This window comes from Halostagnicola larsenii XH-48 (assembly GCF_000517625.1).
GTDB lineage: Archaea > Halobacteriota > Halobacteria > Halobacteriales > Natrialbaceae > Halostagnicola > Halostagnicola larsenii.
The window spans coordinates 257,342-281,543 of sequence record NZ_CP007055.1 but is presented as its reverse complement, the minus strand read 5'-3'; the positions used below and the strand labels follow the sequence as shown (position 1 = coordinate 281,543).

The 24,202-nt window shown below is 61.3% G+C and carries 26 protein-coding genes and 3 tRNA genes; 14 read left to right on the top strand and 15 right to left on the bottom strand.

Annotated features, from left to right (window positions below):
* The first annotated feature begins 1 nt into the window (after position 1).
* Both HALLA_RS01365 and HALLA_RS01360 read left to right on the top strand, forming a co-directional pair.
* Positions 2–628 carry an RPA family protein gene (locus HALLA_RS01365; protein WP_049951706.1) on the top strand — a complete coding sequence of 209 codons (627 nt, stop codon included), beginning with the start codon at positions 2–4 and terminating at the stop codon, positions 626–628.
* Positions 629–765: 137 nt separating this feature from the next.
* Positions 766–1,173, top strand: a complete 408-nt coding sequence (locus HALLA_RS01360; RefSeq protein WP_049951705.1) for a CopG family transcriptional regulator — start codon at positions 766–768, stop codon at positions 1,171–1,173.
* A gap of 33 nt (positions 1,174–1,206) precedes the next feature.
* Here the strand turns inward: HALLA_RS01360 and HALLA_RS01355 are convergent, their stop codons facing one another.
* On the bottom strand, positions 1,207–1,662 hold the full coding sequence (locus HALLA_RS01355) for a DUF5814 domain-containing protein (RefSeq protein WP_049953961.1): 456 nt from the start codon (positions 1,660–1,662) through the stop codon (positions 1,207–1,209).
* 138 nt (positions 1,663–1,800) lie between these two features.
* Between HALLA_RS01355 and HALLA_RS01350 the strand changes: the two genes are divergently transcribed.
* Positions 1,801–1,873 (top strand) — tRNA-His (locus HALLA_RS01350).
* 129 nt (positions 1,874–2,002) lie between these two features.
* On the opposite strand, the gene HALLA_RS01345 is transcribed toward HALLA_RS01350, so the two are convergent.
* Both HALLA_RS01345 and HALLA_RS01340 read right to left on the bottom strand, forming a co-directional pair.
* Positions 2,003–3,346 carry an MFS transporter gene (locus HALLA_RS01345; protein WP_049951704.1) on the bottom strand — a complete coding sequence of 448 codons (1,344 nt, stop codon included), beginning with the start codon at positions 3,344–3,346 and terminating at the stop codon, positions 2,003–2,005.
* A 517-nt stretch (positions 3,347–3,863) separates the two neighbouring features.
* Complete coding sequence (locus HALLA_RS01340) at positions 3,864–5,144, bottom strand: CBS domain-containing protein (protein WP_049951703.1); 1,281 nt, start codon at positions 5,142–5,144, stop codon at positions 3,864–3,866.
* A gap of 461 nt (positions 5,145–5,605) precedes the next feature.
* Here HALLA_RS01340 and HALLA_RS01335 point away from each other — a divergent pair, with 461 nt between their 5' ends.
* The 3 genes from HALLA_RS01335 to HALLA_RS01325 all read left to right on the top strand — a co-directional run bounded on the left by HALLA_RS01335 (position 5,606) and on the right by HALLA_RS01325 (position 7,595).
* Positions 5,606–5,842 (top strand): helix-turn-helix domain-containing protein, encoded by a 237-nt coding sequence (locus tag HALLA_RS01335; RefSeq protein WP_049951702.1) that lies wholly within the window; start codon positions 5,606–5,608, stop codon positions 5,840–5,842.
* Positions 5,843–6,046: 204 nt separating this feature from the next.
* Entirely contained in the window at positions 6,047–6,577 is a 531-nt protein-coding gene (locus HALLA_RS01330) for a 50S ribosomal protein L16 (RefSeq protein WP_049951701.1), read from the top strand.
* A 148-nt stretch (positions 6,578–6,725) separates the two neighbouring features.
* Positions 6,726–7,595 carry an ATP-grasp domain-containing protein gene (locus HALLA_RS01325; protein ID WP_049951700.1) on the top strand — a complete coding sequence of 290 codons (870 nt, stop codon included), beginning with the start codon at positions 6,726–6,728 and terminating at the stop codon, positions 7,593–7,595.
* 80 nt (positions 7,596–7,675) lie between these two features.
* Here the strand turns inward: HALLA_RS01325 and HALLA_RS01320 are convergent, their stop codons facing one another.
* Both HALLA_RS01320 and HALLA_RS01315 read right to left on the bottom strand, forming a co-directional pair.
* Entirely contained in the window at positions 7,676–8,071 is a 396-nt protein-coding gene (locus HALLA_RS01320) for an Hsp20/alpha crystallin family protein (protein ID WP_049951699.1), read from the bottom strand.
* A gap of 71 nt (positions 8,072–8,142) precedes the next feature.
* Positions 8,143–9,156 (bottom strand): type II glyceraldehyde-3-phosphate dehydrogenase, encoded by a 1,014-nt coding sequence (locus HALLA_RS01315; RefSeq protein ID WP_049951698.1) that lies wholly within the window; start codon positions 9,154–9,156, stop codon positions 8,143–8,145.
* A 225-nt stretch (positions 9,157–9,381) separates the two neighbouring features.
* On the opposite strand from HALLA_RS01315, the gene HALLA_RS01310 reads away from it, so the two are divergent.
* Positions 9,382–10,338 (top strand): aminopeptidase, encoded by a 957-nt coding sequence (locus tag HALLA_RS01310; RefSeq protein ID WP_049951697.1) that lies wholly within the window; start codon positions 9,382–9,384, stop codon positions 10,336–10,338.
* Between the two features lie 57 nt (positions 10,339–10,395).
* Positions 10,396–11,049, top strand: coding sequence for an HVO_0476 family zinc finger protein (locus HALLA_RS01305; RefSeq protein ID WP_049951696.1), 654 nt, complete (start codon positions 10,396–10,398; stop codon positions 11,047–11,049).
* A 192-nt stretch (positions 11,050–11,241) separates the two neighbouring features.
* Here HALLA_RS01305 and HALLA_RS01300 read toward each other — a convergent pair whose 3' ends face one another.
* The 3 genes from HALLA_RS01300 to HALLA_RS01290 form a co-directional block, all read right to left on the bottom strand.
* A complete protein-coding gene (locus tag HALLA_RS01300) occupies positions 11,242–12,546 on the bottom strand; it encodes a hypothetical protein (RefSeq protein ID WP_049951695.1) in 1,305 nt (434 codons plus the stop codon).
* Between the two features lie 111 nt (positions 12,547–12,657).
* The gene (locus HALLA_RS01295; RefSeq protein ID WP_049951694.1) at positions 12,658–13,086 is read right to left on the bottom strand and encodes a universal stress protein; all 429 of its coding nucleotides are present in this window, start codon (positions 13,084–13,086) and stop codon (positions 12,658–12,660) included.
* Positions 13,087–13,173: 87 nt separating this feature from the next.
* A complete protein-coding gene (locus HALLA_RS01290; protein ID WP_049951693.1) occupies positions 13,174–13,422 on the bottom strand; it encodes an amphi-Trp domain-containing protein in 249 nt (82 codons plus the stop codon).
* A gap of 200 nt (positions 13,423–13,622) precedes the next feature.
* On the opposite strand from HALLA_RS01290, the gene HALLA_RS01285 reads away from it, so the two are divergent.
* Complete coding sequence (locus tag HALLA_RS01285) at positions 13,623–14,465, top strand: NAD(+)/NADH kinase (RefSeq protein WP_049951692.1); 843 nt, start codon at positions 13,623–13,625, stop codon at positions 14,463–14,465.
* 51 nt (positions 14,466–14,516) lie between these two features.
* On the opposite strand, the gene HALLA_RS01280 is transcribed toward HALLA_RS01285, so the two are convergent.
* Both HALLA_RS01280 and HALLA_RS01275 read right to left on the bottom strand, forming a co-directional pair.
* Entirely contained in the window at positions 14,517–15,143 is a 627-nt protein-coding gene (locus HALLA_RS01280) for a DsbA family oxidoreductase (protein ID WP_049951691.1), read from the bottom strand.
* 127 nt (positions 15,144–15,270) lie between these two features.
* Positions 15,271–16,059: a hypothetical protein gene (locus HALLA_RS01275; RefSeq protein WP_049951690.1), complete on the bottom strand. Its 789-nt coding sequence runs from the start codon at positions 16,057–16,059 to the stop codon at positions 15,271–15,273.
* Positions 16,060–16,524: 465 nt separating this feature from the next.
* Between HALLA_RS01275 and HALLA_RS01270 the strand changes: the two genes are divergently transcribed.
* Positions 16,525–17,097 (top strand): carboxymuconolactone decarboxylase family protein, encoded by a 573-nt coding sequence (locus tag HALLA_RS01270; protein ID WP_049951689.1) that lies wholly within the window; start codon positions 16,525–16,527, stop codon positions 17,095–17,097.
* 449 nt (positions 17,098–17,546) lie between these two features.
* Here HALLA_RS01270 and HALLA_RS01265 read toward each other — a convergent pair whose 3' ends face one another.
* Both HALLA_RS01265 and HALLA_RS01260 read right to left on the bottom strand, forming a co-directional pair.
* On the bottom strand, positions 17,547–18,290 hold the full coding sequence (locus tag HALLA_RS01265; protein WP_242406180.1) for a hypothetical protein: 744 nt from the start codon (positions 18,288–18,290) through the stop codon (positions 17,547–17,549).
* A 326-nt stretch (positions 18,291–18,616) separates the two neighbouring features.
* Positions 18,617–18,690: transfer RNA gene (locus HALLA_RS01260), tRNA-Phe, on the bottom strand.
* Between the two features lie 208 nt (positions 18,691–18,898).
* On the opposite strand from HALLA_RS01260, the gene HALLA_RS01255 reads away from it, so the two are divergent.
* Entirely contained in the window at positions 18,899–19,345 is a 447-nt protein-coding gene (locus tag HALLA_RS01255) for a DUF7344 domain-containing protein (RefSeq protein WP_049951688.1), read from the top strand.
* A gap of 374 nt (positions 19,346–19,719) precedes the next feature.
* Here HALLA_RS01255 and HALLA_RS01250 read toward each other — a convergent pair.
* Positions 19,720–19,793, bottom strand: a tRNA-Val gene (locus HALLA_RS01250).
* 62 nt (positions 19,794–19,855) lie between these two features.
* Between HALLA_RS01250 and HALLA_RS01245 the strand changes: the two genes are divergently transcribed.
* Complete coding sequence (locus HALLA_RS01245) at positions 19,856–20,347, top strand: DUF192 domain-containing protein (protein WP_049951687.1); 492 nt, start codon at positions 19,856–19,858, stop codon at positions 20,345–20,347.
* 89 nt (positions 20,348–20,436) lie between these two features.
* Entirely contained in the window at positions 20,437–22,464 is a 2,028-nt protein-coding gene (locus HALLA_RS01240; RefSeq protein WP_049951686.1) for an ABC transporter ATP-binding protein, read from the top strand.
* On the opposite strand, the gene HALLA_RS01235 is transcribed toward HALLA_RS01240, so the two are convergent.
* A complete protein-coding gene (locus HALLA_RS01235) occupies positions 22,461–22,805 on the bottom strand; it encodes a DUF5789 family protein (protein ID WP_049951685.1) in 345 nt (114 codons plus the stop codon). The two genes, HALLA_RS01240 and HALLA_RS01235, sit on opposite strands and share 4 nt — an antisense overlap.
* A 117-nt stretch (positions 22,806–22,922) precedes the next feature.
* On the opposite strand from HALLA_RS01235, the gene HALLA_RS01230 reads away from it, so the two are divergent.
* Positions 22,923–23,678 carry a creatininase family protein gene (locus HALLA_RS01230; RefSeq protein WP_049951684.1) on the top strand — a complete coding sequence of 252 codons (756 nt, stop codon included), beginning with the start codon at positions 22,923–22,925 and terminating at the stop codon, positions 23,676–23,678.
* Between the two features lie 6 nt (positions 23,679–23,684).
* Here HALLA_RS01230 and HALLA_RS01225 read toward each other — a convergent pair whose 3' ends face one another.
* Positions 23,685–24,098 carry a DUF5790 family protein gene (locus HALLA_RS01225; RefSeq protein WP_049951683.1) on the bottom strand — a complete coding sequence of 138 codons (414 nt, stop codon included), beginning with the start codon at positions 24,096–24,098 and terminating at the stop codon, positions 23,685–23,687.
* Positions 24,099–24,202 lie beyond the last annotated feature (104 nt).

Here is a 24,202-nt window from a genome sequence, read left to right as displayed (position 1 = left end):
CATGTCTCAGGCAGAACTCACCCGCGAAGTCGCACGTCGCGTCTTCGCCTCCGAATTCAACGACTCGACGTACACGTTCAAAGAAAGCGACGACGAGCGCGCGCCGAACTACGCGTTGCTCCCGACGGGCGACCGCGCGAACCGCGCGTTCATCGTCGGCACGCTCACCGAAACCGAAGACGTCGGCGACGAGAGCGAATACTGGCGCGGCCGCGTCGTCGATCCGACGGGGACGTTCTTCGTCTACGCCGGCCAGTACCAGCCCGAAGCCGCCGCGGTCCTGCGAGATACGGAGCCGCCGGCGTACGTTGCTATCGTCGGCAAGCCCCGAACGTACGAGACAGAAGACGGGAGCGTCAACGTCTCCGTTCGACCCGAATCGATTTCGATCGTCGACGACGCGACCCGCAACCGCTGGGTCGTCGAAACCGCCGAACGCACCATCGAGCGGATCGAGGCCTTCGAGGAGTGGGAAGCCGAACAGGAGGCCCCCGAAAGCGCATCGACGGCACCCGGCAACGAGTACGCCCAGATGGCTCGCGAGCGGTACGACTCGCCGGTCGAGAACTACCGCCGCGACGTGATTCAGGCCTTAGAGAGCCTCGAGGATCTCGAGGCCCCGGCCTGAGCGACAGTCGGTAGTCCATCCACCGTATATTTTTACAGATTGCCGCAGATAAGCAGCGTACTGTTCGAATTTCCGTGATACGCAGATCGAGAACGTCTGACAAATCGTTAAGTGAATCGACGACAGTATCGGTACCAATGGGCAACAAGAACAAGACGATCTCGTTCCGGGTGAACGAGGACGCGTTCAAAGCGCTACAGGATATCGCCGAGGAGCGCGACATCTCGTTGTCCGCCGTGTTTCGCGATTACGTCGACCTGCTGGTCGAACACGACGGACAGGTCGAGGTCGTTCCCGAGTCCGAACTCGCCAGCCGGACGAGCGACGACGGCGACGAGCCGACCTATCCGCCGACCGTCGAGGTGCCGAAGAGTTTCGTCCGCGAACACGAACGCCTCGAGCTCGAAGCCGAACACCTCCGCGAGCAACTCGAGGAGCACAAATCGTACGTCTCAGAGCTACGGAGCCGACTCGAAGGGGAAGAAGATGAAGTGTTGTTGCTCGACGACCTCGACGAGGACGACGAGCAGTATCCGCTCCGGTAATCCCGTCGGCTCGGAGCTATCGGTTATCTCGCACTATCGGGCCAAATCGTTCTTGACCTGCCGAATCTCGTCGCGTTTCTCGCCGTGTCCGTCGACTCGAGCCAGCCCTTCTGCGGCCTCGAGCGTTCGGATTCCGCTGTCGAGAAACGAAAGAACGTCGCCGGAGTAAGCGTACACCATGTAGTCGTCGCTCATCACGTCGACGATGGCGTCCGGGCCCAGCCCCTGCGCGCGCAACTCGAGGAGATATTGGATGAACTTCCGTTCCGGACAGCCACAGTAGGGGTTGTTGTCGCAGTTGCAGTCGAGAAAGTCACCCGCAAAATCGAGGACTCGTTCTCTGGTGGCCTCGTCTAACTTCTCGAGACCCTTTCCCTGAAAGAGCAGATCAAGCGTCGCACCCTTGAACGCGCCTTTCGGGATGTTCGTCTCGAGCTGAGAGCTCAACTGCCGGTGATTTTTGACGTAGATTTTGTCGGTGATGGCCACGCGTTGGGCGAGGATACGCGAGCGAGCGCCAAAAACGGCTCGGAAGCGGTTCCTCGAGCGGACCGACACACCGTGACACGGCGTCCTCGAGAGCGTAACGTATTTCAGGTACTCCGCGATTACATAGAAGTACGCGTGTCCGGGTTGGGGTAGTGGACTATCCTTCAGCCTTGTGGAGGCTGAGACGCGGGTTCAATTCTCGCACCTGGACTTTTTCGCGACGACTATACGGAGGAGTGAAAACGCCAATCGAGAATCGAATCAGAGAGTGAAACGACCGTGGTTCAATTCTCGCACCTGGACCTTTTCGCGACGACTATACGGAGGAGCGAACGGACCGTCAATCGTCGGCGGGGACGGCCGTGCTCGAGCTGATCGTCGCCGATCGAGTCCGGTAGAGCGTGGTCGCGAGAACGATACCGGCGAGCCCGAGGGCGAGATAGACGACGAAGCCGGTCGCGTAGCCGGAGGGGCCCTGAGCGTCGACGAAGAGTCCGAGTACTGGTGGAACGATGAACCCACCGAATCCGCCGACACCACTGACGAGTCCCGATGCTCCGCCGACGGCCTCGGGGACGTACTTCGGGAGCAACTGGTAGATCGCCGCGCTGGCGACTCCCATCCCCGCACCGAGCAGCATCGTCGCGGCGATCGCGGTGGATAGATCACGGGTAACGACGAGGACGAGCGTTGCGAGCGTGATCGCACCGAAACTCAGGACGGTAACTCCTTCCCCGCCGAACCGGTCACTGACGACGCCGCCGCCGATTCGACAGAGCGGCGAGAGCAGCGTGAAGCTAAGCGCCGTAACGATTCCGGCAGTCTGTACGTCGAACCCGTGGAGGTTCGTCCAGTAGGAAGGATACCAGACCGTCAACGCGAGGTAGCCGCCGAACGAAGCGAAAAACAGTGCGGTGAGCATCCACGACCGCCACGTGGTAGCTGCCGTGCGCATCGACGCCACCGCATCGCCGTCCGGGAACAGCTCCTGGCCGACAGCTTGTGCGCGCTCTTTTGCCTGGCCCTCGTCGAACCCGCGGCGTCGATATTGAAAGTACGGCGCGTCGACAGCGAAACGCACGAAGACGATCGTCCCGATAACGAGGAAGACGAACCACGCGGCGTACGTCCCCGTCAACCCGAACGCCAGGAGTGCGAGCGGCGAGACGATCGTAAACAGGCCCGGCGACATGGTTCCGAGTCCGGCGAAGAGAGCGAGCACCGTTCCCTGCCGGTTGGCCTGGTACCAGTAGGACGTATCGACGACGCCGACGGAGAACGTCGCGATCCCACAGCCGCTCAACGAACCGAAGACGAACACGAGCGGATAGTGGACCATCGTCAGATCGTCCGGGTACGCCGTCAGGAGAATACCGAGTAATCCGCCCATCCCAACAACGGATAACCCGAGCAGGATGGCGAACGGTTTCTTCGCGCCGACATCTTCGACCCACGCGCCGAAAGGCAGACGAAGCAACGTCCCAGTCAACTGTGGAGCGGCGACGAGCAAACCCAGTAGCACCCCCGAGAGGCCGAGGGCGTCTTCGAACTCCGTCGCGACCGGGCTGTACACGACGAGACCGGCAAATCCGACGAAGTATCCGAACGTCGAAACCGTAATCGCCCGTCGGGGGCTCCCGCGAACGTCCGAGCCACCGACTGACGACGATTGTTTGCGGTTCATTCGTCAACGGGTGTACGGTCGTCGACGGGTGCACGGAGACGAGTGTTTTCGTTGCACTCACACGTCCGTCGAGAGTTTGGTGTGACTCGAGGAGTAAACTGAGAAGATTCAAAATTCACAAAGAACCACCATAATTGTGGTTCTGGACTACACTCGTGTATCCATCCATGTGATTTGACAACAGACACTAACACTAAACGGTGTTCGTTTACATTTCGTAAGGAACCAACCTGTATAGAACGTGTTTTGCCAATCTACAAACGACTGGTAACAATATAAGGTCGGAAAACGGCGGAAAGGTGGATTCGACCAAACGAGCGTTCACGACGATCAGTGAATTTTGGTATCAATATACAAGGGAGCGCCGAACGCATTCCAAAAATCCCGGAACTATGTCGAGCGCGTCGATTCACTCTCGGAAACGGGTTCGAAACACCGTGTTCCGTCTCGAGAGCTTCATTCGAGGGATTGCCGACCCGTCGTCGGGGACGACAATGTATCGCGGCTCGAGCGGGTTTCAATCAGAGAGCTGGGATTGTGAGGAGTGATTTACTTCGCCGCTTTGCTGGACGATGTTCAGCGCGGTCATCATGTCGGTTCTCGAGATCAGTCCGACGAGGTTGCCGGGATCGGACGGCCCGGTACCGCCAGTTTCCTCGAAAACGGGGTCGTCGAACCCGCCGTCGTCGTAGACATCATCGTCCTGAATCGGCGTTTCCGGGCGGGTCATCGAATCGTCTCCATCGACGACGAGAAGGCGTCCGATTCGCTCCGATTGCATTCGTTCGATCGCGGTCATCGCATCGGAGTTCGCCCCGATCGTCTGCAGATCCGTCGTCATCACGTCCGAAACGGTAAACGCGTCACGTTCGACGGGTTTGATCTCCTGTGCATCCGAGAGCGTTACGAGGCCGACGAGATGCCCGTCGTCGAGTACCGGATACCCCGTGTGGCGTTCGGAGAACATTCGCTGGATGAGTTCCTCGACGCTGGTGTCGGGGTCGACGGTGTGAAGGTCTCGAGCGGGCGTCATGATGTCGCTGACCGTAACGTCCTGAAACGCGGCTTTCATCGTCACCTGCTGGGACTCTCCCGAGGCGGCGATGTAGATGAAAAATGCGACGCCGATGAGGATGATGTTGAACGTCACGAGCAACCCGAACAACCCCATCAACAGCGCGAAGAACTTCCCGACGCTCGCGGCCTGTTGGGTCGCCTTTGCGTACGGCTTGTTTCGGGCCAAAAGGGCTCGGAGCACGCGGCCGCCGTCCATCGGGAACGCGGGAAGCATGTTGAACCCCGCGAGCGCGACGTTGAGAACGGCGAGATAGCCGAAGACGAACAGCGCGCCGTCGAAGCTAGCTGGCGTAACGAGAAAGAGGCCGTAGGAGAGAGCGCCGACGAGTACCGACACGATTGGACCGGCGATTGCGATGGCCAGTTCCTGTTTCCAGTCTTCGGGCATCTCCGTGAACGACGCGATCCCGCCGAGCAGCCAGAGCGTAATCGAATCGATCGGGAATCCGTACCGTCGGGCGGTCAACGAGTGGCCGAGTTCGTGGAACACGACGCCGATGAACAACCCGATAGCCGCCGCGAATCCGAGCAACAACGGCATCGGTCCGCTGGAAACCGCTGTCGTATCGATCCCGGCCCCGAGCAGATCGTTGAGCAGCCCCGCGACCTCGTCGATCTGGACGCCGATGAGGTACGCAAAGAAGGGCAAAACGAGCAGGAACGTCAGATCGAGCTTGATAGGGATCCCAAACAACGATCCGATTCGGAAGCTCTTCCACATACCCTCTTATATCGGCGGAAGAACCTTAAATACGCCGCCGGTACGCGGTGTTCGTCCGGATTGGGTCGGCGAATTCGGGGTTCTCCTCGAGAACGATTGACGATAAATTCTGATAACGACTATGTCATGATTTAGCCATATCACCGATGTTCCGCGAAAATGTTCGGCAAATAGAGCGCGGAACGGGACACCATCTCGAGGGGAGTTTTGTATAGTCCGTATGATCTCGTTGACGATTTCCGGAAGCGACAGGACGTGGGGTCGCTTTCGGAGGTAATACCTGGACGGGCGAGAGAGACGCGTTATACACGAGCATAACGGATACCGTTTCGAGAATGTCATCAGGTCGTTTCTTTGTGCCTTCGACCCAATACATATTATCACATTATTATCTATTACCCAGTATATATCCACACTACCATAGACTTATACCGGAGTTCGTGGATGATGTTTCCAGACTGATGAAAGCGCAACTCACCACCGCTCCCATCTCCGAGGAAACCGCGTTGCCGACCGAACTCAACTCACCGCAGGCGAAACTCGTGTACCTGTACCTCGAGGCAGCAGACGGTGCAACGGTAAGCGAGGTGAGCGACGCGTTATCCATGAAGAAAATGACGACGCTAAGCGTCACGAACTCGCTATCGACGCAGGGATTGATCGAAAAGATCGACAACGAATACGTTACCGTTCGGTGATCACGCCGCTTTGACTCGAACACTCACCGGGCCGTCAGCCACGACCGAGTCTCGAGTCGACCGCCCAGTCCCGAGGTTCGAACAGGACCCAGAACGTCATCGGACACGGGTATCCGTCGGTGGGAACGATGCACACGGCGGTGGCGACGGGTTCGAAGCCTTTATCCGCGCGGTAACACTCCGTTTTTGTAAGTAACTACAACCATGTCAGAGAAACCCGCCTCTATGTACCGGAAGATCGATAAACCGGCCTACACCCGCCGGGAGTATATCACAGGCATTCCGGGCTCGAAAATCGCACAGCACAAGATGGGAGACGTCGCGGCCGAACCCGAGGACTATCCGGTCCAGATCAGTCTGGTCACCGAAGAAGAGTGCCAGATCCGTCACGGATCGCTCGAGGCATCTCGACTGTCGGCGAACCGCCACATGCTGAAAAACGCCGGCGAACACCAGTACAAGATGATCCTGCGCAAGTTCCCCCACCATGTTATCCGGGAGAACAAGCAGGCGACCGGTGCCGGTGCGGACCGTGTTTCCGACGGGATGCGCCAGTCGTTCGGAAAGATCGTCGGAACGGCAGCCCGAATCCAGCAGGGCGAACGCATCTTCACGATCTGGTGTGACGTCGAGGACGCCGAGTTCGCGAAGGACGCGCTCCGCCGATCCTACAACAAGATCTCGCCGCCGTGTCGCGTCGTCGTCGAGCGTGGCGAAGAAGAACTAATCGCGTAAGACCCGGGCTGTTTTGGGTTTCGTCTCCACGAGTGAGCACCCGCTGTAGTTTCGTGACCAGTCGATTCACCGGGAGCGACTGGCACGCGAGGCAGGATCACGGAACGAATACTCCACCGTTTTTTGTCTCGGCTCCCCACGCTCGAGTATGATCGATCTCGCGGTCGCAAACGATCAGGAGACGTTTCAGCGGATGCGAGAGCCGCTGGCCGAGCGAGGGATTAGCGTCCAGCACGTCCCCGTTCGCGAGCGCGTGGTTCCGCTGGGTGCGGACGCGCCGTGGTCGCCAGCGGAGTACGACGTCGGGTTCGTCTATCCCGGCCGATTGATGGAAGGCGGAGTCGCCGACGCCCTGCTCGAGGTTCCGTGGCTCAACGACCACGAGACGGTGTTGACCTCGCGAAACAAGGCCGAAGTGCTCGCCCGACTGGAGCGAACGAACCTTCCGGTCCCCGAATCGGTGTACGTCTCGAACGAGGTGAGCGAGTCCGACCTGACCACCGTCTTCGAGCGATTCGAGCCGCCGGTGGTCGTCAAACCCAATTCGACGACGCGCGGGGCCGGCGTCGCGAAAGCCCACGACCTCGATTCGTTCCTCGGAATCTGTGATTACCTCTCGCTGGTACACGATTACCGGGCCACCGGCGACAAATCGTTTCTCGTCCAGGAGTACCTGCCGGAGGCGGTCGACTATCGGGTCATGGTCCTCGAGGGGGAGTACGTCGGGGCGGTCGAACGGACGCTCCCCGAAGCGGCCGCGACGCGGGGCCAGTGGAAGCACAACGTCCACCGGGGTGCCACGGCGACCGGCGTCGACCTTCCGAAACCGCTGCGAGACCTCGCCGAGTCGGTCGCGGGGGAACTCGAGATCCCGTTTCTCGGCGTCGACCTGCTCGTAAGCGGTGACCGCGTCGTCGTCAACGAGACGAACGCCCGGCCGACGATCGACGACGAGACGAAGTACGAACCCGGATTCTACGACCGACTCGCCGAGGCGATACGCTCGAGAGCAGAGTAGTCAATCGAGTCGCGAGAGAGCCTGCAAGAAGAAACCGCTGTTCGACCGGAAATGCGAGCGAGATCGGCGCCGTTACGGAGTTACTCGAGGCTGATGTCTGAAGACTTCTCGGCCGATTCGAAGACGACCTCGAGGATGCCGTTGTTGTACGTCGCCTCGGCGGTGTGTTCGTTGACGCGCTGTGGGAGCGAGACGCGCTCGTCGTACTGTCGGTGTTGGCTCTGGGCGGAGATCGTGAGTGATTTGCCGTCGCACTCGAGATCGATGTTGTTCTTTTCGACACCGGGGAGGTCGGCGATGACCCGGAGTTCATCGTCGGTCTCGTGAATGTCGACGTGGGTATCGGATCCAAAACCGTTCTCAACGGAGCTCGAAGAGTCGAAATCGACATCTGCACCGTTCATCATGTCGTTCATCATTCGCTCGATTTCACGGAAGAGGTCGTCGAAGGGTTCGTCGCGATCATCTCGACGCATGATCCACTCTAGTGGGGCACACGGCAAAAACTTTCTGTCGACACGAATTGTTCTGTCCGCCCGAATTCCCTTTAGAAATCGATTCCTATGTGCTCGTTGGTCGTTTCGATACTCTCAGTGGCGTCTGCGGCGCCGAGTACAGCCCGGATCGCGTCGACGTTTTCGGGGACGACATCCGACTCCTGGTGAATTCCTTGGAAGAGATAACAGTCCCGTCCGACGGTCGAGATGGATTCCTCCCAGATGCAGTTCTCCCAGAGGTCGCCTCGCGGTCGGCCCGCGTCGTGGGCGTACTCCTTTAGTTTGCCGCTACCGTCGATCGACATCGCCTCGGGGATCAAAAACAGGCGCGACTCGTCGGCGAAGCGTTCGCGAATGTCGGCCGCATCGACTGCCGACTCGAGCGTGACGTTCAAACTGTGCATGTGCATCAGGGTGGCGGGCACCTTCATCCCGAGCGTGTCGATGTCGAGATCGGGGAAGATCGTCTCGACGTCGGGGCCGTGGTGGGACGGAATCGTGACCGGATCCGGGAGGATGTCGTTGATCGGACCGCGGGAGGTCTGACCGGGATCGCCGCCGCGTCGAACCAGCGTCGCGCGAACTTTCTCGACGCCGTATGCCTCCTGAAGCGGTGCGATGACGCGAGAGAGACCGGTCGTGTTACAGGAGACGACCCGGACGTGTTGGGCCCCCGTCGCCGCCTCGAAGTTCGAGCGCGCGTTGAAGCTTGCGTCCACCAGATCCGCGTCCTCGCCGCCCTGATAGAGCGCCGGCGTGTCGTACTCCTCGTAGAGCGACTTGTTCTCGGCACCGATCCCCGACGGCGTCGCGTCGACGACGATGTCCGCCCTCTCGACGAGGTCCTCGACCGGACCCGCGATCTCGAGGCCGGCCTCGGCGAACCAGTCGGCGCGTTCTTCGATCGCGGCGTAAAGCGGATACCCCTTCTTGACGGCGGTTTCGGCCTCGAAGTTCGGGCGCGTCTTGGCGACGCCGAGGACCTCCATATCGGGCTGTTCCCGGACGGCGTCTGCGACGCGTTTGCCAATCGTCCCGTAGCCGTTGATCGCGACCTGTATCATACGTCCGAATCCACTACCGAAGCGGATAATCGTTTCGAGCCTTCTCCGCCGGTTTTTACTCGTTTCGGAGTTTGTACTCGAGCCATCATCTTCGGTTCATCCCGTCGGCTCGTCATCGCGGATGGCTTTTTCAATCGATATCTTCGGGTCGTGTTTCCGCACCGTCGAGACGTTTCGAACGCCGAGAGAGCAAGACCTTTCGGCGTACTGCACACACGCACAGGTATGGCAGACCTTCGAACGCCCGCCGAAACAGCGATTCGACAGTGTCTCGACGTCCGATCCGACGAGTCCTGTTCGATCGTCACAGATAGCAATCGTGAATCGATCGCGAACGCCCTCTACGAGGCCGCACTCGAGCGAACCGACGACGTCGCGTTCGTCCGATACCCGCCCGGAGAAACCCACGGCGCGGAACCGCCCGAACCCGTCGCGGCGGCGATGGCCGGAGCCGACGTCGTCCTGGCCCCGACGACGAAGAGTTTGAGTCACACGCGAGCGCGGACCGACGCGAACGACGCCGGCGCTCGAGTCGCGACGCTCCCGGGGATCACCGAGGAAGTATTCGTCGCCGGTCTCGAGGCCGATTATGACACCATCGCCGCCCACTGCGAAGCCGTCCGCGAGCAGGTCGACGGCGCGGACGAGATTCGAGTGACGGCCGCGGCGGGAACCGACATCGCGTTCGAAATCGGCGACCGCGAGTTCCGCTCGGATACCGGCATCGTCCACGAACCCGGCGCGATGTCGAATCTGCCCGCCGGAGAGGTGTTCGTCAGCCCCGAGACGGCCGAGGGAACGTTCGTCGTCGACGGCACGATGATGCCCCACGGGTTGCTCGAGGACGGCCGGACGCTGACCTTCGAGGTCGAAGACGGATTCGTGACGGACATCTCCGACGACGAAATTCGGTCGACGGTCGAGAACGCCGCCGAGGAAGTCGGCGAGGCGGCGTACAACCTCGCGGAACTGGGGATCGGGACGAACGTCGCGGTCACCGAACTGGTCGGCTCCGTGTTGCTCGACGAGAAAGCCGGCGGCACGGTCCACATCGCCATCGGGGACGATGCGGGTATCGGCGGCGACGTCGACGCGCCGATCCACCTGGACGGAATCATCCGCGAGCCGACGGTGTTCGCCGACGGCGACGAAGTCGAACTCCCCGCGGGAGGATCTCGCTGACGGAGAGTTACGGTCAGGTTCACGCACCTTTTAGGGTGCTGGCTCCTACGTCGGTTCATGAGCGATATACCCGATCGGCTCCCGACGACCTGCCCCTCGTGTTCTCCGGAACTCGAGACGGTCCACGAGGTGCTCTCGCCGGGCGGCGGCAGCATCACCGTCCGCTGTAGCGAGTGCAACCACGTCCACAAGATCCAACCGGAACCGGATCGCGAAGTCACCCTCGACGTCGTCGTCTCCCAGGACGGCGAGTCCTTCACCGCGAACGTCACGACGCCCGAAGACGAGACTATCGAGACGGGCGACGAGTTCATCCTCGAGACCGACGAAGTGCTCTCGACGGTTCGCGTGACTAGCATCGAACTCCCCGAGCAACGCCGCCGCGAGGCCGCCGCTGCAGAAGACGTCGAGACCGTCTGGACGCGCGAAGTGGACAACGTCTCGGTCGACGTGACGGTCCACCCTCAGGACGGCTCCCACGACGACAGCAGAAGTATCACCGTCTACGTCCCCGGCGATTACGAGTTCGAGGTCGGGACGGTCGAGACCTTCGGCGACGACGAGTTCGAAATCGACGCCTTCGTCGTCCGGGACGACGCGAGCGGCTACGAGCGCGACCGCAACGAACTCGAGGGCGACATCGTCCTCGCGAAGGACGCACAACGTGTCTACGCCTACGACGAGACGACGACAGCCTGGTCGGCCTGGTAACGACGGAACTGCGAACGCGGATCGCGAAACGAAGTATCGAACGCGGACCACGCAAGCGTTTCGACCCCAAGCTATCGTAACACGATCTCTCGAACGGCGCTGATGCGTTCGAAGCCTCGGAAGAAAGCACCGAACCGACTGCGCGGACGTCTCATAGACCGTCTATCCTTACTGACTCGAGAATGTTCCGTCTCAGAAGTAACCAAACAGCGTCCCGCCCAACAGCAACACCCACATGACCACGCCGACGACGAGGAGGTCGTTCAGCCATGACTCTCGAGTGGCGCGCTTGGCCGCGCCGCCTGCGATCAAGCCCAGCGCGACGACGACGAGGATTCGCTGTCCGACCACGTCGACGGCTAGCGAATCGACGTTCATCAGACCGTAATCGAGCCAGATTGCGAGGATCAGTGCCCCGGAGCCAGTTATCGCAGCGTCGAGTCGGCGGGTGAGTCCGCGCGCGATCAAGTACGTCACGACGGGAATTCCGACGGCGATGACCGGGTAGAGCAACGCCGCGATCATGTGCATCGTCAGCATATCTACGGAGCGCTCGAGGGCGATACCAGTAACCCGAACCCCGAGAAACATCGCGAGGATGCTCAGCGAGAGGACGATGTGACCGGCTTCGATCCGACCGGCCGCGGCCTCTATCCTGCGCCAGTCCGACTCCGTGAGGTACTTGTCGATGCTATCCGGAGTCCGCTCTCGCATCGTTTGTTGACTCGCGAGACCGATTGCAACCGGTGTGAGCGCCATCCCGAGCAAATCCACGACGGTCGCCCACCCGTCGGCATCCGATGGGCCGGAGTTCTCGAGATTGATTCGTTGAACGTCTTCCTGACTATCGACGCTGGGGAGTTCCATAAACTCCGACTCGACCTTCAGTTGGGCCCGTTCGGAACCGTCGACGCGGTGGCGAAGCGTGAACCAGTCGAAGTGTTCGGTGTGGGTCTGCATCGCGACCCAGTCGTCGTCGCTGTCGGGTGCCTCGTAGAGGCGAATGTGCATGCGTTCGCCGTAGTAGTCTCCGTCATCGACCTGCAGCGTTTCTGTCGTCCAGTAGGGTTCGCTCTCCTCGCCGGGGTCGACCCAAGCGTACCGGGTCGCACCCGTGGTTTCGCCCCACTCGGTCCCCGTGGCATACTGTTCATCGTCGTCGAAGAAGGGGTATGTATCGGAGTCCGCCGCCGTCTCGTTCTCGTCCAGTTCTTCCCAGTCGCCCTCGGCCTCTTCGGTCAGCAACTCGACTATTTCTTCACTCTCGCCGCGGACGATGACGTTGATCGGGCTCCGTTTGACGTGGTCCTGGCGCGGACTCAGATACGGCCAGATCCCACTATCAACGTCCTCGAAGGAGTGTATCTGCGGTTCCGGTCGGTCTTCTGACTCGGGAGCGACATCGCCGGTCGAGGACGACAAAAATAGGGAGGGACCGCCAATAAACAGAAACGCGACAGCGAGCAGAACGATCCCGATAACGATCGAACGGCGCATCTATCCAGCGTTTAGCGCCATCGTATATCAATGTACTCGTCGACCGTATCAACATACGATCAGAACAGCCACACGTGACAGACACGCGCCGATCGCCCGGGAAAAGAGCGATCAGGCGTCAGGGCCGATCGTCAAAACCGGGACCGAAGCCGAGCGGACGACGCGCTGGGAGACGCTCCCGACGACGTTGTTCTCGTAGTCGTCGCCGCTGGTCCCCATGACGACGAGATCGATTCCGTGCTCGTCGGCGTACTCGAGAATACATTCGGCTGGATTACCGGTTTGAATGGCCGTCTCGGTCTCGAGGCCGCGTTCGCTCGCACGCGTTGCCCCTCGATCGGTCGCCTCGAGTGCGTTTTCCTCGAGGTCCGCGCGTACGCCCTCGACGCGGTCGTCGTCGAGGACCAGAAAGGCGCGATCATCGACGACCGAGAGCACGTGAAGCGCTGCGTTTCGCGTTTCGGCGATGTCGACGGCGTGCTCGGCGACGGTCGCGCTGTGATCACTTCCGTCAGTTGGAAAGAGGATCGTCTCGTACATTAGCCGAACTTCTGGCGCGAGGGGAAAAAGAACTTCTTACTCCGATCCGGTGTCCGCTTCGCCAATTCTCACGGAAACCGAAACGGTCTATCCGCTTTCAGGTTTCCAGCTCAGTTGAATATCAACCGTCTCTCGCTGTCCGCGGAGCATCGACGATTGTTCGACGACATCGATAGAGACGGAGACATCGTCGGGCGGGTGTAGCGTTACTGTCTTGTTTCCGACGCTCACGGCGACGTCCTGGTCACCTCGTTCGAATTCGTCGGCGAGTTCGACGAGGTACGTCCCAAGCTCCGTTCGCGACATCGTCTGGTCAGCCGTCGTTCGTTGGGCCATGCGCTGGCATTAGATCGATGCCGGAAAAGTATGGACCGCGAACACGACACTAACAACCGATTACGGCCGTATCGAACTGCGAGAGCGGATTCCGTTCGACGATATCTGCCCATCGATACGCCGATCCAGGCCGGGCGACGGCCTACGAGCACACCGCGGAACGAGTGGGTTTTTTGCTACGGGGCGGGTAGCCGGCGACGATGGACGCCGAGGACGAAGTCACGGTCGGGATCGTCGCCCAACGAAACAACGACCGAGCGCAGTCTCTCGCGACACAGCTCGTCGACGCGCTCGAGCGCAACGGCGTGGCGGCCGCCGTCGACGACGAGACCGGAGCGGCGATCGGCGAGCGCTGCGTTTCCGTAGCGGAGATGAACGGGTTCGACCTCGTCGTGAGCATCGGCGGCGACGGAACGTTCCTGTTCGTCGCCCGCGAGGCCGGCGGCGCGCCCATCGTCGGCGTCAACCTCGGCGAAGTCGGATTTCTCAACGCCGTCGCCCCGGAGAACGCGGTCGAGGCGGTCACGGCTCTCGTCGCCGAACGCCACGAGACCGGCGAAATCGGCGGCCGAGCCGTGAAACGACTCCGAGCCAGCGGCGAGGGGTGGACGCTCGAGCCGGCGCTCAACGAGGTGGTGGTCCACGGGCCAAAGCGGGGAAGCGGCGGCGGTGCGACGATCGATATCCGCGTCGACGGCCAACGGTACGCCGAAAGCCACGCCGACGGCGTTCTGGTCGCAACGCCGACCGGATCGACCGCCTACAACCTGAGCGAGGGCGGCCCGCTGGTTCGCCCGTCGGTCGACGCCCTCGTCGTTACCCAGATGGCCGCGGCCGACCCGATGCCGCCGCTGGTCATCGACAATACGAGCGAACTCACGCTCACCGTCCGCGACGCCGAGACGGCCTACGCGATCAGCGACGGCCGCAACAGACAGCGACTCGAGCCACCGGCGTCGGTAACGGTGACCACGGCCGACGATCCGGTGACGCTCGCAGGGCCGCCGGTGAACTTCTTCGGGGCGCTCGAGAAACTCGAGTGAGATTCCGTTCGGGCGGAAATCGGATCCGTCGACGAGCCGCTGGAAACGGAGTTAGGAACCCTCGACGAGCCGCTGGAGGTGATCCGGCGGAAGCGCGCCGCTGGCCGCGTTCCCGTCGGCGACGAACGTCGGAACGCCGGTGATTCGCTGGCGATAGGCTCGATCGAAGCGATCCTCGAGTTCGCGCTGGAGGTCGTCGTCCTCGCTCGCGGTTCGAATTTCCTCCGGGGGAAGGTCGACGCTCGACGCGAGATCCGCGAGAACGTCCGCATCGCCGATGTCGCGCCCGTCTATCCAGAGCGCGTCGAAAATAGCTTGATCGAACGCCTCCCACTGGTCGGGGTATTCGGTCTGGACGTACCACGAGGCCATCTGCGCCGGCAGCGAGTCGATCTCGGTCGCGAGTTCCTGTGCCATTTCGACGTCGTATTCTTCTTGCAGCCGTCTGACGTTCTGTTTCGCCTGTTCGAAATAGGCGTCGTCCTTGCCGTCCTCGGCCGAGTGATCGATCGATCCGTCGGGGTTTCGCTTGTCCCGGCGGAGGTCGAACGGATGCCACTCGAGTTCGAGCGGTTCCTCCCGGCGCTCGCGGTAGCGCTCGAGCGACGCTCTACCGAGATAACAAAACGGGCAGACGTAGTCGGAGTAGACGGTCAATCGGTCCGGTGTCTCGCTCATGGCCGTCCTAACGGCCCGTCACGGAAAAGTCGATAGCTCCCGGAAACCCCGGTCGCGAGTCGCCCTCTGACGAGGGGATCGGAGAGCAGCTACGAACCAGTCGAAACGAGTCGGGGTGATCCGGATGTCAGTTATCGTCGGAGTCGGTCTCGCTCGAACCGGCGGGTTCGCCAGCTCCGCCGGCGTCTGCGGATCCGGTCGAGTCGCTCGAGTCGGTCGCCGTCGTCGCCGGCAGGTTCGGATCTCGCCACGGATTTCGACCGTAGGCCGGGAGTTCGTCCTCGAGTTGCTCCTCGAGGACCCGCCGAAGCCGGTTGAGGCTGGTCGTATCGAGACCGTGTTCCGCCGCCAGTCGCTCGAACGTCGGCTCGTCGGTGATGTCGTGGGCTCGGTACTGACCGAAGAGGTCCTCCATCCGATCGGCAGACAGCGTCGACGCATCGATGTCGTCGAGTCCGAAGTACGCCTGCCGGTCGCGGTCGACGACGTGGCGGATGACGACCAGTGCGACCTTGGGAATAGCCCGCTGGCTGCCAAACGCCGTCAGATCGATCTCGTCCATCACGCCGAGCGCGAGGTCGCGTTGCCACGGCGTCACCTCGAGTGCGTTACACAGCGCCTGGGTCGTCCGAAGGCGATCGAGTCGGTGGGCGCGTTCGGCGTAGCCGGGCGTCGCCCCGTGCTGTTCGTCGTGGAGCCGGCGAACGCGATCCGAAAGCTCCGCTTCGGGGGAGTCCGCGCGGCCGATAACGGTCGCACTCGGCGTCACGACGCCCCACTGGCGCACCGACGCATCGCGCTGGAGCGCCGCCCGAGAAACCGATCCCGCACCGGCGCGGCTCTCGAGGGGCTGTCGCGGGGCGTGCTCTCCGATCCCGGCTCGCTCGAGGCGTGTTCCGGAGTCGCCGTCGTGCATCTCGTTCGTGGCTCACACGTAGAGAGGGAAAAACCCTCGCTCGAATCGGCGAACCTGTTACCAAAAATTCACGTGGTGCTGATAGCTCTGGTGGATCGACGCTGGTTCGGAGAGCGACCGCTCGAGGGTCAACCGTCGCAAAAAGCTCTTCGTATCTTCACCTTGTGACGAGAAGCACTTAAAGGGGTGGCTGTGGGACGAGTCCGACCTCACTGCATCTCACCGACGAGCAGACGGGTGGCGATTTCACTCGAGGATGCATCGAGCGCGAAGAAACGGGTCGAGCACAACAAAACGGGAGGTGACTGCCGTTCGTATCTACACCTTGTGACGAGAAGCACTTAAAGGAATCCGGAATCCGCTCCGGTCTCGAGGCGCGCGAGCAAACGGGTAACTCGAATCGATTCTCAAATCGACCATCGAATCGACCACCGCGTATTTGTTCGACGACCGACTCCATCCGGTATGACGCGAATCGACCCCGTCGACCCCGAGGCCCTTCCGGCCGAGAAACGCTCGCTGCTCGAGACCGCCTCGGACACAGAGGGCGAGGGCGACCACTCGCTATCGGGTGGCCGACTGAACGTCTATCGAACGTTGGGGCGCAACCTCGACCTCCTCGAGGGCTTTCGCGACTACCTTTCGGTCCTCTGGCACCAGAGCGGACTCACGCCACACGAGCGAGAACTCGTCATCCTGACGACCGCAGCACGGACAGAGTCGGCCTACGAGTGGCACCAACACGTCCGGGTCGCCCTCGACGAAGGCGTTCCGCCCGAGGACATCCTCGCCGTGTCACGCGGCCGTTACGACGCGCTCGAGCCGGCCCACAGCGCCCTGGTCGAGTACGTCGAGCAGTTCGTCGAGGGAGACGTCGACGAGACAACGCACGCGCGGGCAACAGCCCACTATCCCGACGAGGTACTCCTCGGGATCGGCGCGCTCGCGGGCAATTACCTCGGGCTCGCGCGAGTGCTCGAGGCCCTCGAAGTCGAACCCGAAGACGCGTTCGTCGGCTGGGACCTCGAGAATCTGTAGCCGGACTGGCATTGGCTGGGTGTGACAGCGCCACGGTCCCAACATAATTTGGCACTACTGCTATGAGCCTCGCGTTACTATCTGGAGATACGGCAGGAAGCCACATCATCATCATCATTGCAGTGCTCGACACGCTTTCCTGCCGGCGTATCCCCATCTTCCGCGTGCTACTCTCCTCGAGCAGCGCGACTCGTGCGTTAGGCAATGCACTGCCACTCGAGGCTTTTCGTGTGGACTCGAGTGTGCTGGTATCACTCACGCTCCATCAGTGATCGCGCGTGTTCCGCACCTCCTGAAGTCTGCAATCAGAGTAAGACGCCGTCTCGATCCCTCGCTACCTGCCGCAAGCCGACAGAAACCCGGAGCGATAGAAACAACGGTAGAAGACTTCCGGTTGTCTGAATATCGATCCTATAGAACGTCACCATATAACAGAGCGATCCGGTATTTTAGCTGCTCGAGTCGCTGCTCACGGTCACCGTTCCAATGGACTTAGTGTCACCTCCCTTTGCGGAAGCGTCGACGGTGATTCTGCCCGCCAGTTCGTACTCACCCGGTTCCTCGAAGGTGTAACTGAACTCGTACTCCGGGCCGCTGGCAGATTGACAGTCTGCACCACTGTCAACCGTTCCGTCGCGAGTTTCTACCGGTTCCCCGTCGACCAGGAGTGCGGCAGTGAATGACGTCTCAGCACCGAACGTTGCAATGCTGAATACCACCGTGACGTCCTCGCCGACTGACACTGTCTCGGGCTCGAACTCAGGCCGCCAAACAGTGAGGGCCGGTGAATCCAGATAGTGAGAAACGGTGAGTTGCTCCGAGGCAAGAATCCCCCCATCCGGGCCACGAATCCGGACACGTTTGTCGCCTGAACTGGGAATCGCCCGTACTTGTCCCGGTCCCTCGCCGAAACCGACCGACCACCTACCGTTATTGGTCTCGAAGGCAACTTCCTCGATCGTTTCGTCCTCGTCGACGATCTCGAGGCTTAGTTCCGTGTTGCAGTCCCCTACTTGTCCCTCTACACTCCCTGACCTGATTTGACCGGTATCACACCCGTATTCCACGGATACAGACGCTCGGGTAATCTCAACGGCATCACAAGCCTGAGATTGTGACGAGTTCGAGAGACAGCCAGCAGAAAGCAGTAGGGCCGAGCCTGTAAACGTCGTGAGGCAAGCACGCCTTTCCATCAAAAAATTAATACATCTAATTCTGCATAAGCTTTTTGCCGATACGGTTCAGGAGCGTCAGCATCCCACGGCGAGCGAGGTGAGTTGCGATTTCACCCGACGCGACCGACGAGAGCGTCGAGGTGTTTCCATGAGTTTTTGCGACCGAGAGATTCCCGTAGCAAGCGAGAACCGCGTTGAAAAGGGATGTCGCCTCCCGGATTGTGAACTACGCCCGAGAACCTGCGTTTCGCGCAGAACCTCGGTCTAGTTCAAACCGGTCGGGTGCAATTTCGTGGCCGACGACTCACTCGCTACGCTCGTTCGTGTTGTCGGCCACAGAAATATGCCGCCTCCCGGATTTGAACCGGGGACAGCTCGATCTTCAGTCGAGTGCTCTCCCAGTCTGAGCTAAGGCGGCGCAACTCACACTCCGTCGATGGTACAAAAAAGGATTTCGAATCCCCGCCGGCGTGTTACGACCCGGCACCCGACGCCATCCAGTGGTAGTCCACCCCGCCAGTAGCCATCGATTGAACGACCTCGAGCCGACGCCAATCGGGTCGCAGTCTGTCGGATTTGTAGATATTCAAGACACCCTTTTCCGGACCGGGTGGTAATATCTTGTTATGGAGGGCCTTACCACGAATCAGGAGGGGAACGACCTGTCTGCAAACACGATACTGGAGCTGTTGGCAAACCGGCGGCGACGGTACCTTCTCTACGCGCTCCGTGGGCACGAGGACCCGATCGAACTCTCCAGACTCGCAGAACAGGTCGCCGGCTGGGAGCACGACCTTCCACCTGACGAAGTAGCGAAAAACCAGTACAAGAGCGTCTACGTCTCCTCGGTTCAGTGCCACGTGCCGAAACTCGACGACGCAGGCGTCGTCGACCACGACGAGAGCAATCATACGGTCGTCCTCGACGACAACTTCGCACAACTCGAGCCGTACCTTCGACTCGTCGTCAAAGACGAACCGGAGAACTCGACGCTTAACACAGCGCTCCAGTCCGAGCCGGGAGATGGGCTCATCACCCAGATTCGAGAGAACGTCGCCAGGCTCAAGCACTGACTACTCGCGCTACGGTCTCACTACAGTTCGGGTTTCCTAACGGTACTCGAGCCCCGTTCTCGACCGCACCCCATTCTGTCATCGAGGCAGTATTCCGTGATCGGTAGTCCCGTCTGCTACTACTGGCACACTCACAGACGGGCTGATCGGCGATCTGGCTGTAGTCCGAGCCTAGCGGTCGGCTCGAGTCTACAGCGCGGGTTTTGGGGATGACAGATGCTCCGGATACGCCTTCTTGGGACTGATGGTAGATTACCGGGCTCGGGCGGGTTCGAACCGTAGCAAGACGTTCGCTCGAGCGCTGCGACTTGCAGGGCTCGAACCGGCCTCAAATCACATTGCTGGCGCTCACGAATTGTTCGCGACAGCAATAGTGGGCTCGGGCGGGTTCGAACCACCGACCTCGGCCTTGTAAAGGCCGCGTCATAACCAGCTAGACCACGAGCCCGTACGTGACCGAAACCGGTCCGTGCGAATAACCTTTACTTTCTCGTTGCGCACCTATCGGTAATGGACACGGACCGTGCGTCGCGACTCTTGTTGGTGGTCGCGCTCGCGCTCGTCGTCGGCTTCGTTCTCGTGCAGGTCGGAATCGTCCCGACTCCGTGGAACGCGGATCAGGCGACAGTCACCATAAACGACGCCAACGGCGAGCCGCGAGCGACCGTCGATGCCGAGGTCGCAGACACCTGGTCGGAACGCTACACCGGACTGAGTGATCACGAGTCGCTCGAGGGCGACGAGGGAATGCTGTTCGTCCACGACGGCGAGGGCGAGCGAACCTACGTGATGCGCGACATGGACTTCGATATCGACATCATCTTCATCGACGGCGACGGCGAGGTGACGGAGATCCGGGAGGCGCGAGCGCCCGAGGCCGACGAAAACGGCAACAATCTCGAGTATTCGGGACGGGCGAAGTGGGTGCTCGAGGTCCCAAGCGGGTACGCCGACGAACACGGGATCGACGCCGGCGACGACGTGAGTATCGAGTACGCGTAGTCGAAAACCGCCGGATATGGACCGTCTCGCAAGCTATTATTTCGATTCGTCGGTAACGCTTATTGGCGACGGACCATTGAGCGAATGCAATGAGCAGCGTCGATTGGGACGAAGACGATCCCTTCGAAGAGCAGCGGGAGAACATCGAGAACCCGATGCGACGCCTCCTCTTCGAGTTTGGCCGGCCGTACTGGTTCTCGGTGACCGTGGGAATCATCTCGAGTATTCTCGCGCGTGCGCTCGACCTCCTTCCTGCACTCTTGCTCGCGGTCGCCATCGACGCTATTTTCGGAAACGCCGCGTTCGCCGAGCAGGTGCCGCTGGTCGTACTGCCCGAGGCGTGGCTCCCGACGACGCCAGCCAGCCAGTTCTGGTTCGTCGCCATCGCCATCGCCGGCTCGTTCGCGCTGGGGTCGATCTTTCACTGGGTCAGAAACTGGGGGTTCAACGCCTTCTCACAGGACATCCAACACGACGTTCGAACCGCGACCTACGACAAGATGCAACGCCTCGATATGGAGTTCTTCTCGGACAAACAGACCGGCGAGATGATGTCTGTCCTCTCGAACGACGTCAACCAGCTCGAGCGCTTTCTCAACGAGGGGCTGAACTCGGCGTTCAGACTCGTCGTGATGGTCGTCGGCATCGGTGCGTTGTTGTTCTGGCTCAATCCGCAACTGGCGCTGATCTCGCTGGCACCCGTGCCGCTGATCGGCGGCTTTACGTACGTCTTCGTCAAGAAGATCCAGCCCAAGTACGCGGCCGTTCGCTCGAGCGTCGGGAAGGTAAACTCGAGACTCGAGAACAACCTCGGCGGCATACAGGTGATCAAGTCCTCGAACACGGAGCGGTTCGAGTCGGGCCGGGTCGAGGACGTCTCGAAGAAGTACTTCGATACGAACTGGGAGGCGATCAACCTCCGAATCAAGTTCTTCCCGGCGCTGCAACTCATCTCCGGGATCGGATTCGTCCTGACGTTCGTCGTCGGCGGCTACTGGGTACTCCAGGGCACCGCACCGGGACCGTTCACTGGAGCCCTCGAGATCGGCGTCTTCGTCGCGTTCATCATGTACACCCAACAGCTCGTCTGGCCGATGGCCCAGTTCGGGCAGGTGATCAACATGTACCAGCGAGCCGAGGCCTCGAGCGAGCGGATCTTCGGCCTCATGGACGAAACGGGGCGAATCGACCGCGAGGAAGGGGCCGACGATCTCGAGGTCCGGACGGGCCGCGTCGAGTACGACTCGGTCTCGTTCAGCTACGAGGGGTACGAATCGCGGGACGGCGCTGAAGCGGGTCGACAGCAAGAGACGGCAGCGGACGATCCAGTCGAAGCGGACCGACCGGACGAGGAGTCTGAACTGATCATCGACGACATCAGTTTCGAGGTCGAGGGCGGGGAGACGCTCGCGCTGGTCGGCCCGACGGGAGCCGGCAAGTCGACCGTCCTCAAGCTTCTGCTTCGACTCTACGACGTCGACGACGGCGAGATCCGGATCGACGGGCAGGACGTAAGCGAGGTGTCCCTTCCGAGTCTGCGCAGATCGCTCGGCTACGTCGGCCAGGAGTCGTACCTCTTCTACGGAACCGTCGAGGAGAACATCACCTACGGGACGTTCGACGCCGACCGCAACGAGATCATCGAGGCCGCGAAAGCCGCGGAGGCCCACGAGTTCATCCAGAACTTACCCGACGGCTACGACACGATGGTCGGGGAACGCGGAGTCAAGCTCTCGGGCGGCCAGCGCCAGCGGGTCGCCATCGCTCGCGCGGTCCTCAAAGATCCCGACATCCTGATTTTAGACGAGGCGACGAGCGACGTCGACACCGAGACGGAGATGCTCATCCAGCGCTCCATCGATGATCTCACCGAAGACCGGACGACGTTCGCCATCGCACACCGGCTCTCGACGATCAAAGACGCCGACACGATCGTCGTCCTCGAGGGTGGACGGATCGTCGAACGCGGTCCCCACGAGGAACTGCTCGAGAACGACGGACTCTACGCCCACCTCTGGGGCGTCCAGGCCGGCGAAATCGACGAGCTACCCCAGGAATTCATCGAACGCGCCCAGCGTCGGACCGCTCGAACGCAGGCGCGAAACACCGACGACTAAAACGACTCCTGTCCTTCCTGATCGTCCTGATCCGGCGCGCCCTCGTCCTGACGGTCCTCGCCCGGCGCGGGCGGCGTTCGATCGCTGTAGTTCTTGCGTCCGATCGCCTCGTCGCCGACCATGTTCATGATCGCCTGCTCTACCTCGTCGGCGGACTCGTACTCGTCCTCGTTGAGCGGCCCGATAACCTCCTCGAGCGTCGCGGTCTCTTCGCCCATATCGAGTTCCGCGTCGCCGTGGTCCGAGAGGAGTTCGTCCTGACTGACGGGATATTCGCGGTTCCGAAGCTGGTCACCGAGATCGCCCAGTTCGACGCCGAGCTCGCGGTTCTCATCGGCCATAGATAGAATCTACGCCACACAGTCGGAAACCGTTTTGGCCTGCCGACGCGGATGTCGGGCGAGCAACGTAAGCACGTGTGCAGTGCATACAAGGGATAGCCGCTCCTCGAGACGAGCATGGAACTACGGTCGGCCACCTGGACGGACCTCGCCGGCTGCGAGACGGACCTCGCGATCATCCCGGTCGGAAGCACGGAGCAACACGGCCCGCACGCGCCGCTCGGAACCGACGTTATCACCGCCGAGTCGGTCGCACGGATGGGTATCGAGCGCTTCGAGGGAGCGGTCGTTCTCGCGCCAGCGATTCCGGTGGGCATCGCGGAAGAACACCGGCAGTTTTCGGGGACGATGTGGGTTTCGCCGGACACGTTCCGGGCCTACGTCCGCGAGTCGGCGACGAGTCTCGCCGCCCACGGATTCGATCGGATCGTCTTCGTCAACGGCCACGGCGGCAACGTCGACGCGCTGCGAGAGGTCGCGGCCGATATTTCGCGTACTGAAGACGCCTACGCCGTCTCGTTCACCTGGTTCGATGCAGTCGGCGAGCACGCGAGCGAGATGGGCCACGGCGGACCGCTCGAGACCGCGCTGTTGTCCCACGTCGCACCCGAACTGGTCCGGGAAGATCGGCTCGAGGAAGCCAGAGACGCCGCCGCCGAATCGTGGGGCGAGTGGGTGAGTCACGCGAATCTCGCCCACGATTCCGCGGAGTTTACCGAAAACGGCGTCGTCGGGGACCCCAGTGCGGGTGATGAGCAACTGGGCGAGGAACTGCTCGAACTCGCGGGAACGAGCCTCGAACGCCTGCTCGAGGCGGTCGAGAAACGGGACGTGGACCGTCCGGAAAACAGACGGACTCCGTCGACGGACTGATCGCTCTCAGTCGTCGGATTCGTCCGTGTCTTCGTCCGCGCTCTCGAGCGCGCTCCGCAGGGCGGGAACCGTCGACGTGAGTTCGCCCACCTGCTCGCTCGCCTCGGAGATGTCCTCGATGGTAGCTTCGAGATCTTCGATCTCTTCTTCGAGGTCGTCGGCGTCGTCGAAAGCGTCGGCGCGTTGGCCCATCGTAAACCACTTTTTGGCGTCGCGAAGGTGGTCTTCGGCGTCGCCGGCGTCGAGGGCAGATTTGAGCCCGTTGAGCGCACCGAGGACGTTGTCGGCGTCGCTCTCCCAGACGTCGTCAGCGTCGGGTAGGGCGCCCCAGGCGTCCGCGAGGGAGGCTTCGACGTCGTCGCGCATTTCGGTCGCGGCTTCGCCGAACAGTTCGTCGTCGTCGAGCGAGGCTTGGCTCATACCACCACGTTTGCGGGCACCGGGGTTAAAAGATAGCCCGAAAGTGAAAGTGAAATCCGGGGAAAGAAATCCGGTACCGTCGAAATAGCGCGGTCGTTTCGAAA

Coding starts and splice junctions, on each gene's coding strand:
- HALLA_RS01320 (WP_049951699.1), bottom strand. CDS start 8,071: ATGCGTCGAGATGATCGCGACGAACCCTTCGACGACCTCTTCCGTGAA.
- HALLA_RS01240 (WP_049951686.1), top strand. CDS start 20,437: ATGAGCAGCGTCGATTGGGACGAAGACGATCCCTTCGAAGAGCAGCGG.
- HALLA_RS01325 (WP_049951700.1), top strand. CDS start 6,726: ATGATCGATCTCGCGGTCGCAAACGATCAGGAGACGTTTCAGCGGATG.
- HALLA_RS01270 (WP_049951689.1), top strand. CDS start 16,525: ATGACGCGAATCGACCCCGTCGACCCCGAGGCCCTTCCGGCCGAGAAA.
- HALLA_RS01360 (WP_049951705.1), top strand. CDS start 766: ATGGGCAACAAGAACAAGACGATCTCGTTCCGGGTGAACGAGGACGCG.
- HALLA_RS01310 (WP_049951697.1), top strand. CDS start 9,382: ATGGCAGACCTTCGAACGCCCGCCGAAACAGCGATTCGACAGTGTCTC.
- HALLA_RS01305 (WP_049951696.1), top strand. CDS start 10,396: ATGAGCGATATACCCGATCGGCTCCCGACGACCTGCCCCTCGTGTTCT.
- HALLA_RS01330 (WP_049951701.1), top strand. CDS start 6,047: ATGTCAGAGAAACCCGCCTCTATGTACCGGAAGATCGATAAACCGGCC.
- HALLA_RS01345 (WP_049951704.1), bottom strand. CDS start 3,346: ATGAACCGCAAACAATCGTCGTCAGTCGGTGGCTCGGACGTTCGCGGG.
- HALLA_RS01230 (WP_049951684.1), top strand. CDS start 22,923: ATGGAACTACGGTCGGCCACCTGGACGGACCTCGCCGGCTGCGAGACG.
- HALLA_RS01235 (WP_049951685.1), bottom strand. CDS start 22,805: ATGGCCGATGAGAACCGCGAGCTCGGCGTCGAACTGGGCGATCTCGGT.
- HALLA_RS01275 (WP_049951690.1), bottom strand. CDS start 16,059: ATGCACGACGGCGACTCCGGAACACGCCTCGAGCGAGCCGGGATCGGA.
- HALLA_RS01280 (WP_049951691.1), bottom strand. CDS start 15,143: ATGAGCGAGACACCGGACCGATTGACCGTCTACTCCGACTACGTCTGC.
- HALLA_RS01245 (WP_049951687.1), top strand. CDS start 19,856: ATGGACACGGACCGTGCGTCGCGACTCTTGTTGGTGGTCGCGCTCGCG.
- HALLA_RS01285 (WP_049951692.1), top strand. CDS start 13,623: ATGGACGCCGAGGACGAAGTCACGGTCGGGATCGTCGCCCAACGAAAC.
- HALLA_RS01340 (WP_049951703.1), bottom strand. CDS start 5,144: ATGTGGAAGAGCTTCCGAATCGGATCGTTGTTTGGGATCCCTATCAAG.
- HALLA_RS01335 (WP_049951702.1), top strand. CDS start 5,606: ATGAAAGCGCAACTCACCACCGCTCCCATCTCCGAGGAAACCGCGTTG.
- HALLA_RS01295 (WP_049951694.1), bottom strand. CDS start 13,086: ATGTACGAGACGATCCTCTTTCCAACTGACGGAAGTGATCACAGCGCG.
- HALLA_RS01265 (WP_242406180.1), bottom strand. CDS start 18,290: ATGGAAAGGCGTGCTTGCCTCACGACGTTTACAGGCTCGGCCCTACTG.
- HALLA_RS01315 (WP_049951698.1), bottom strand. CDS start 9,156: ATGATACAGGTCGCGATCAACGGCTACGGGACGATTGGCAAACGCGTC.
- HALLA_RS01290 (WP_049951693.1), bottom strand. CDS start 13,422: ATGGCCCAACGAACGACGGCTGACCAGACGATGTCGCGAACGGAGCTT.
- HALLA_RS01255 (WP_049951688.1), top strand. CDS start 18,899: ATGGAGGGCCTTACCACGAATCAGGAGGGGAACGACCTGTCTGCAAAC.
- HALLA_RS01225 (WP_049951683.1), bottom strand. CDS start 24,098: ATGAGCCAAGCCTCGCTCGACGACGACGAACTGTTCGGCGAAGCCGCG.
- HALLA_RS01365 (WP_049951706.1), top strand. CDS start 2: ATGTCTCAGGCAGAACTCACCCGCGAAGTCGCACGTCGCGTCTTCGCC.
- HALLA_RS01300 (WP_049951695.1), bottom strand. CDS start 12,546: ATGCGCCGTTCGATCGTTATCGGGATCGTTCTGCTCGCTGTCGCGTTT.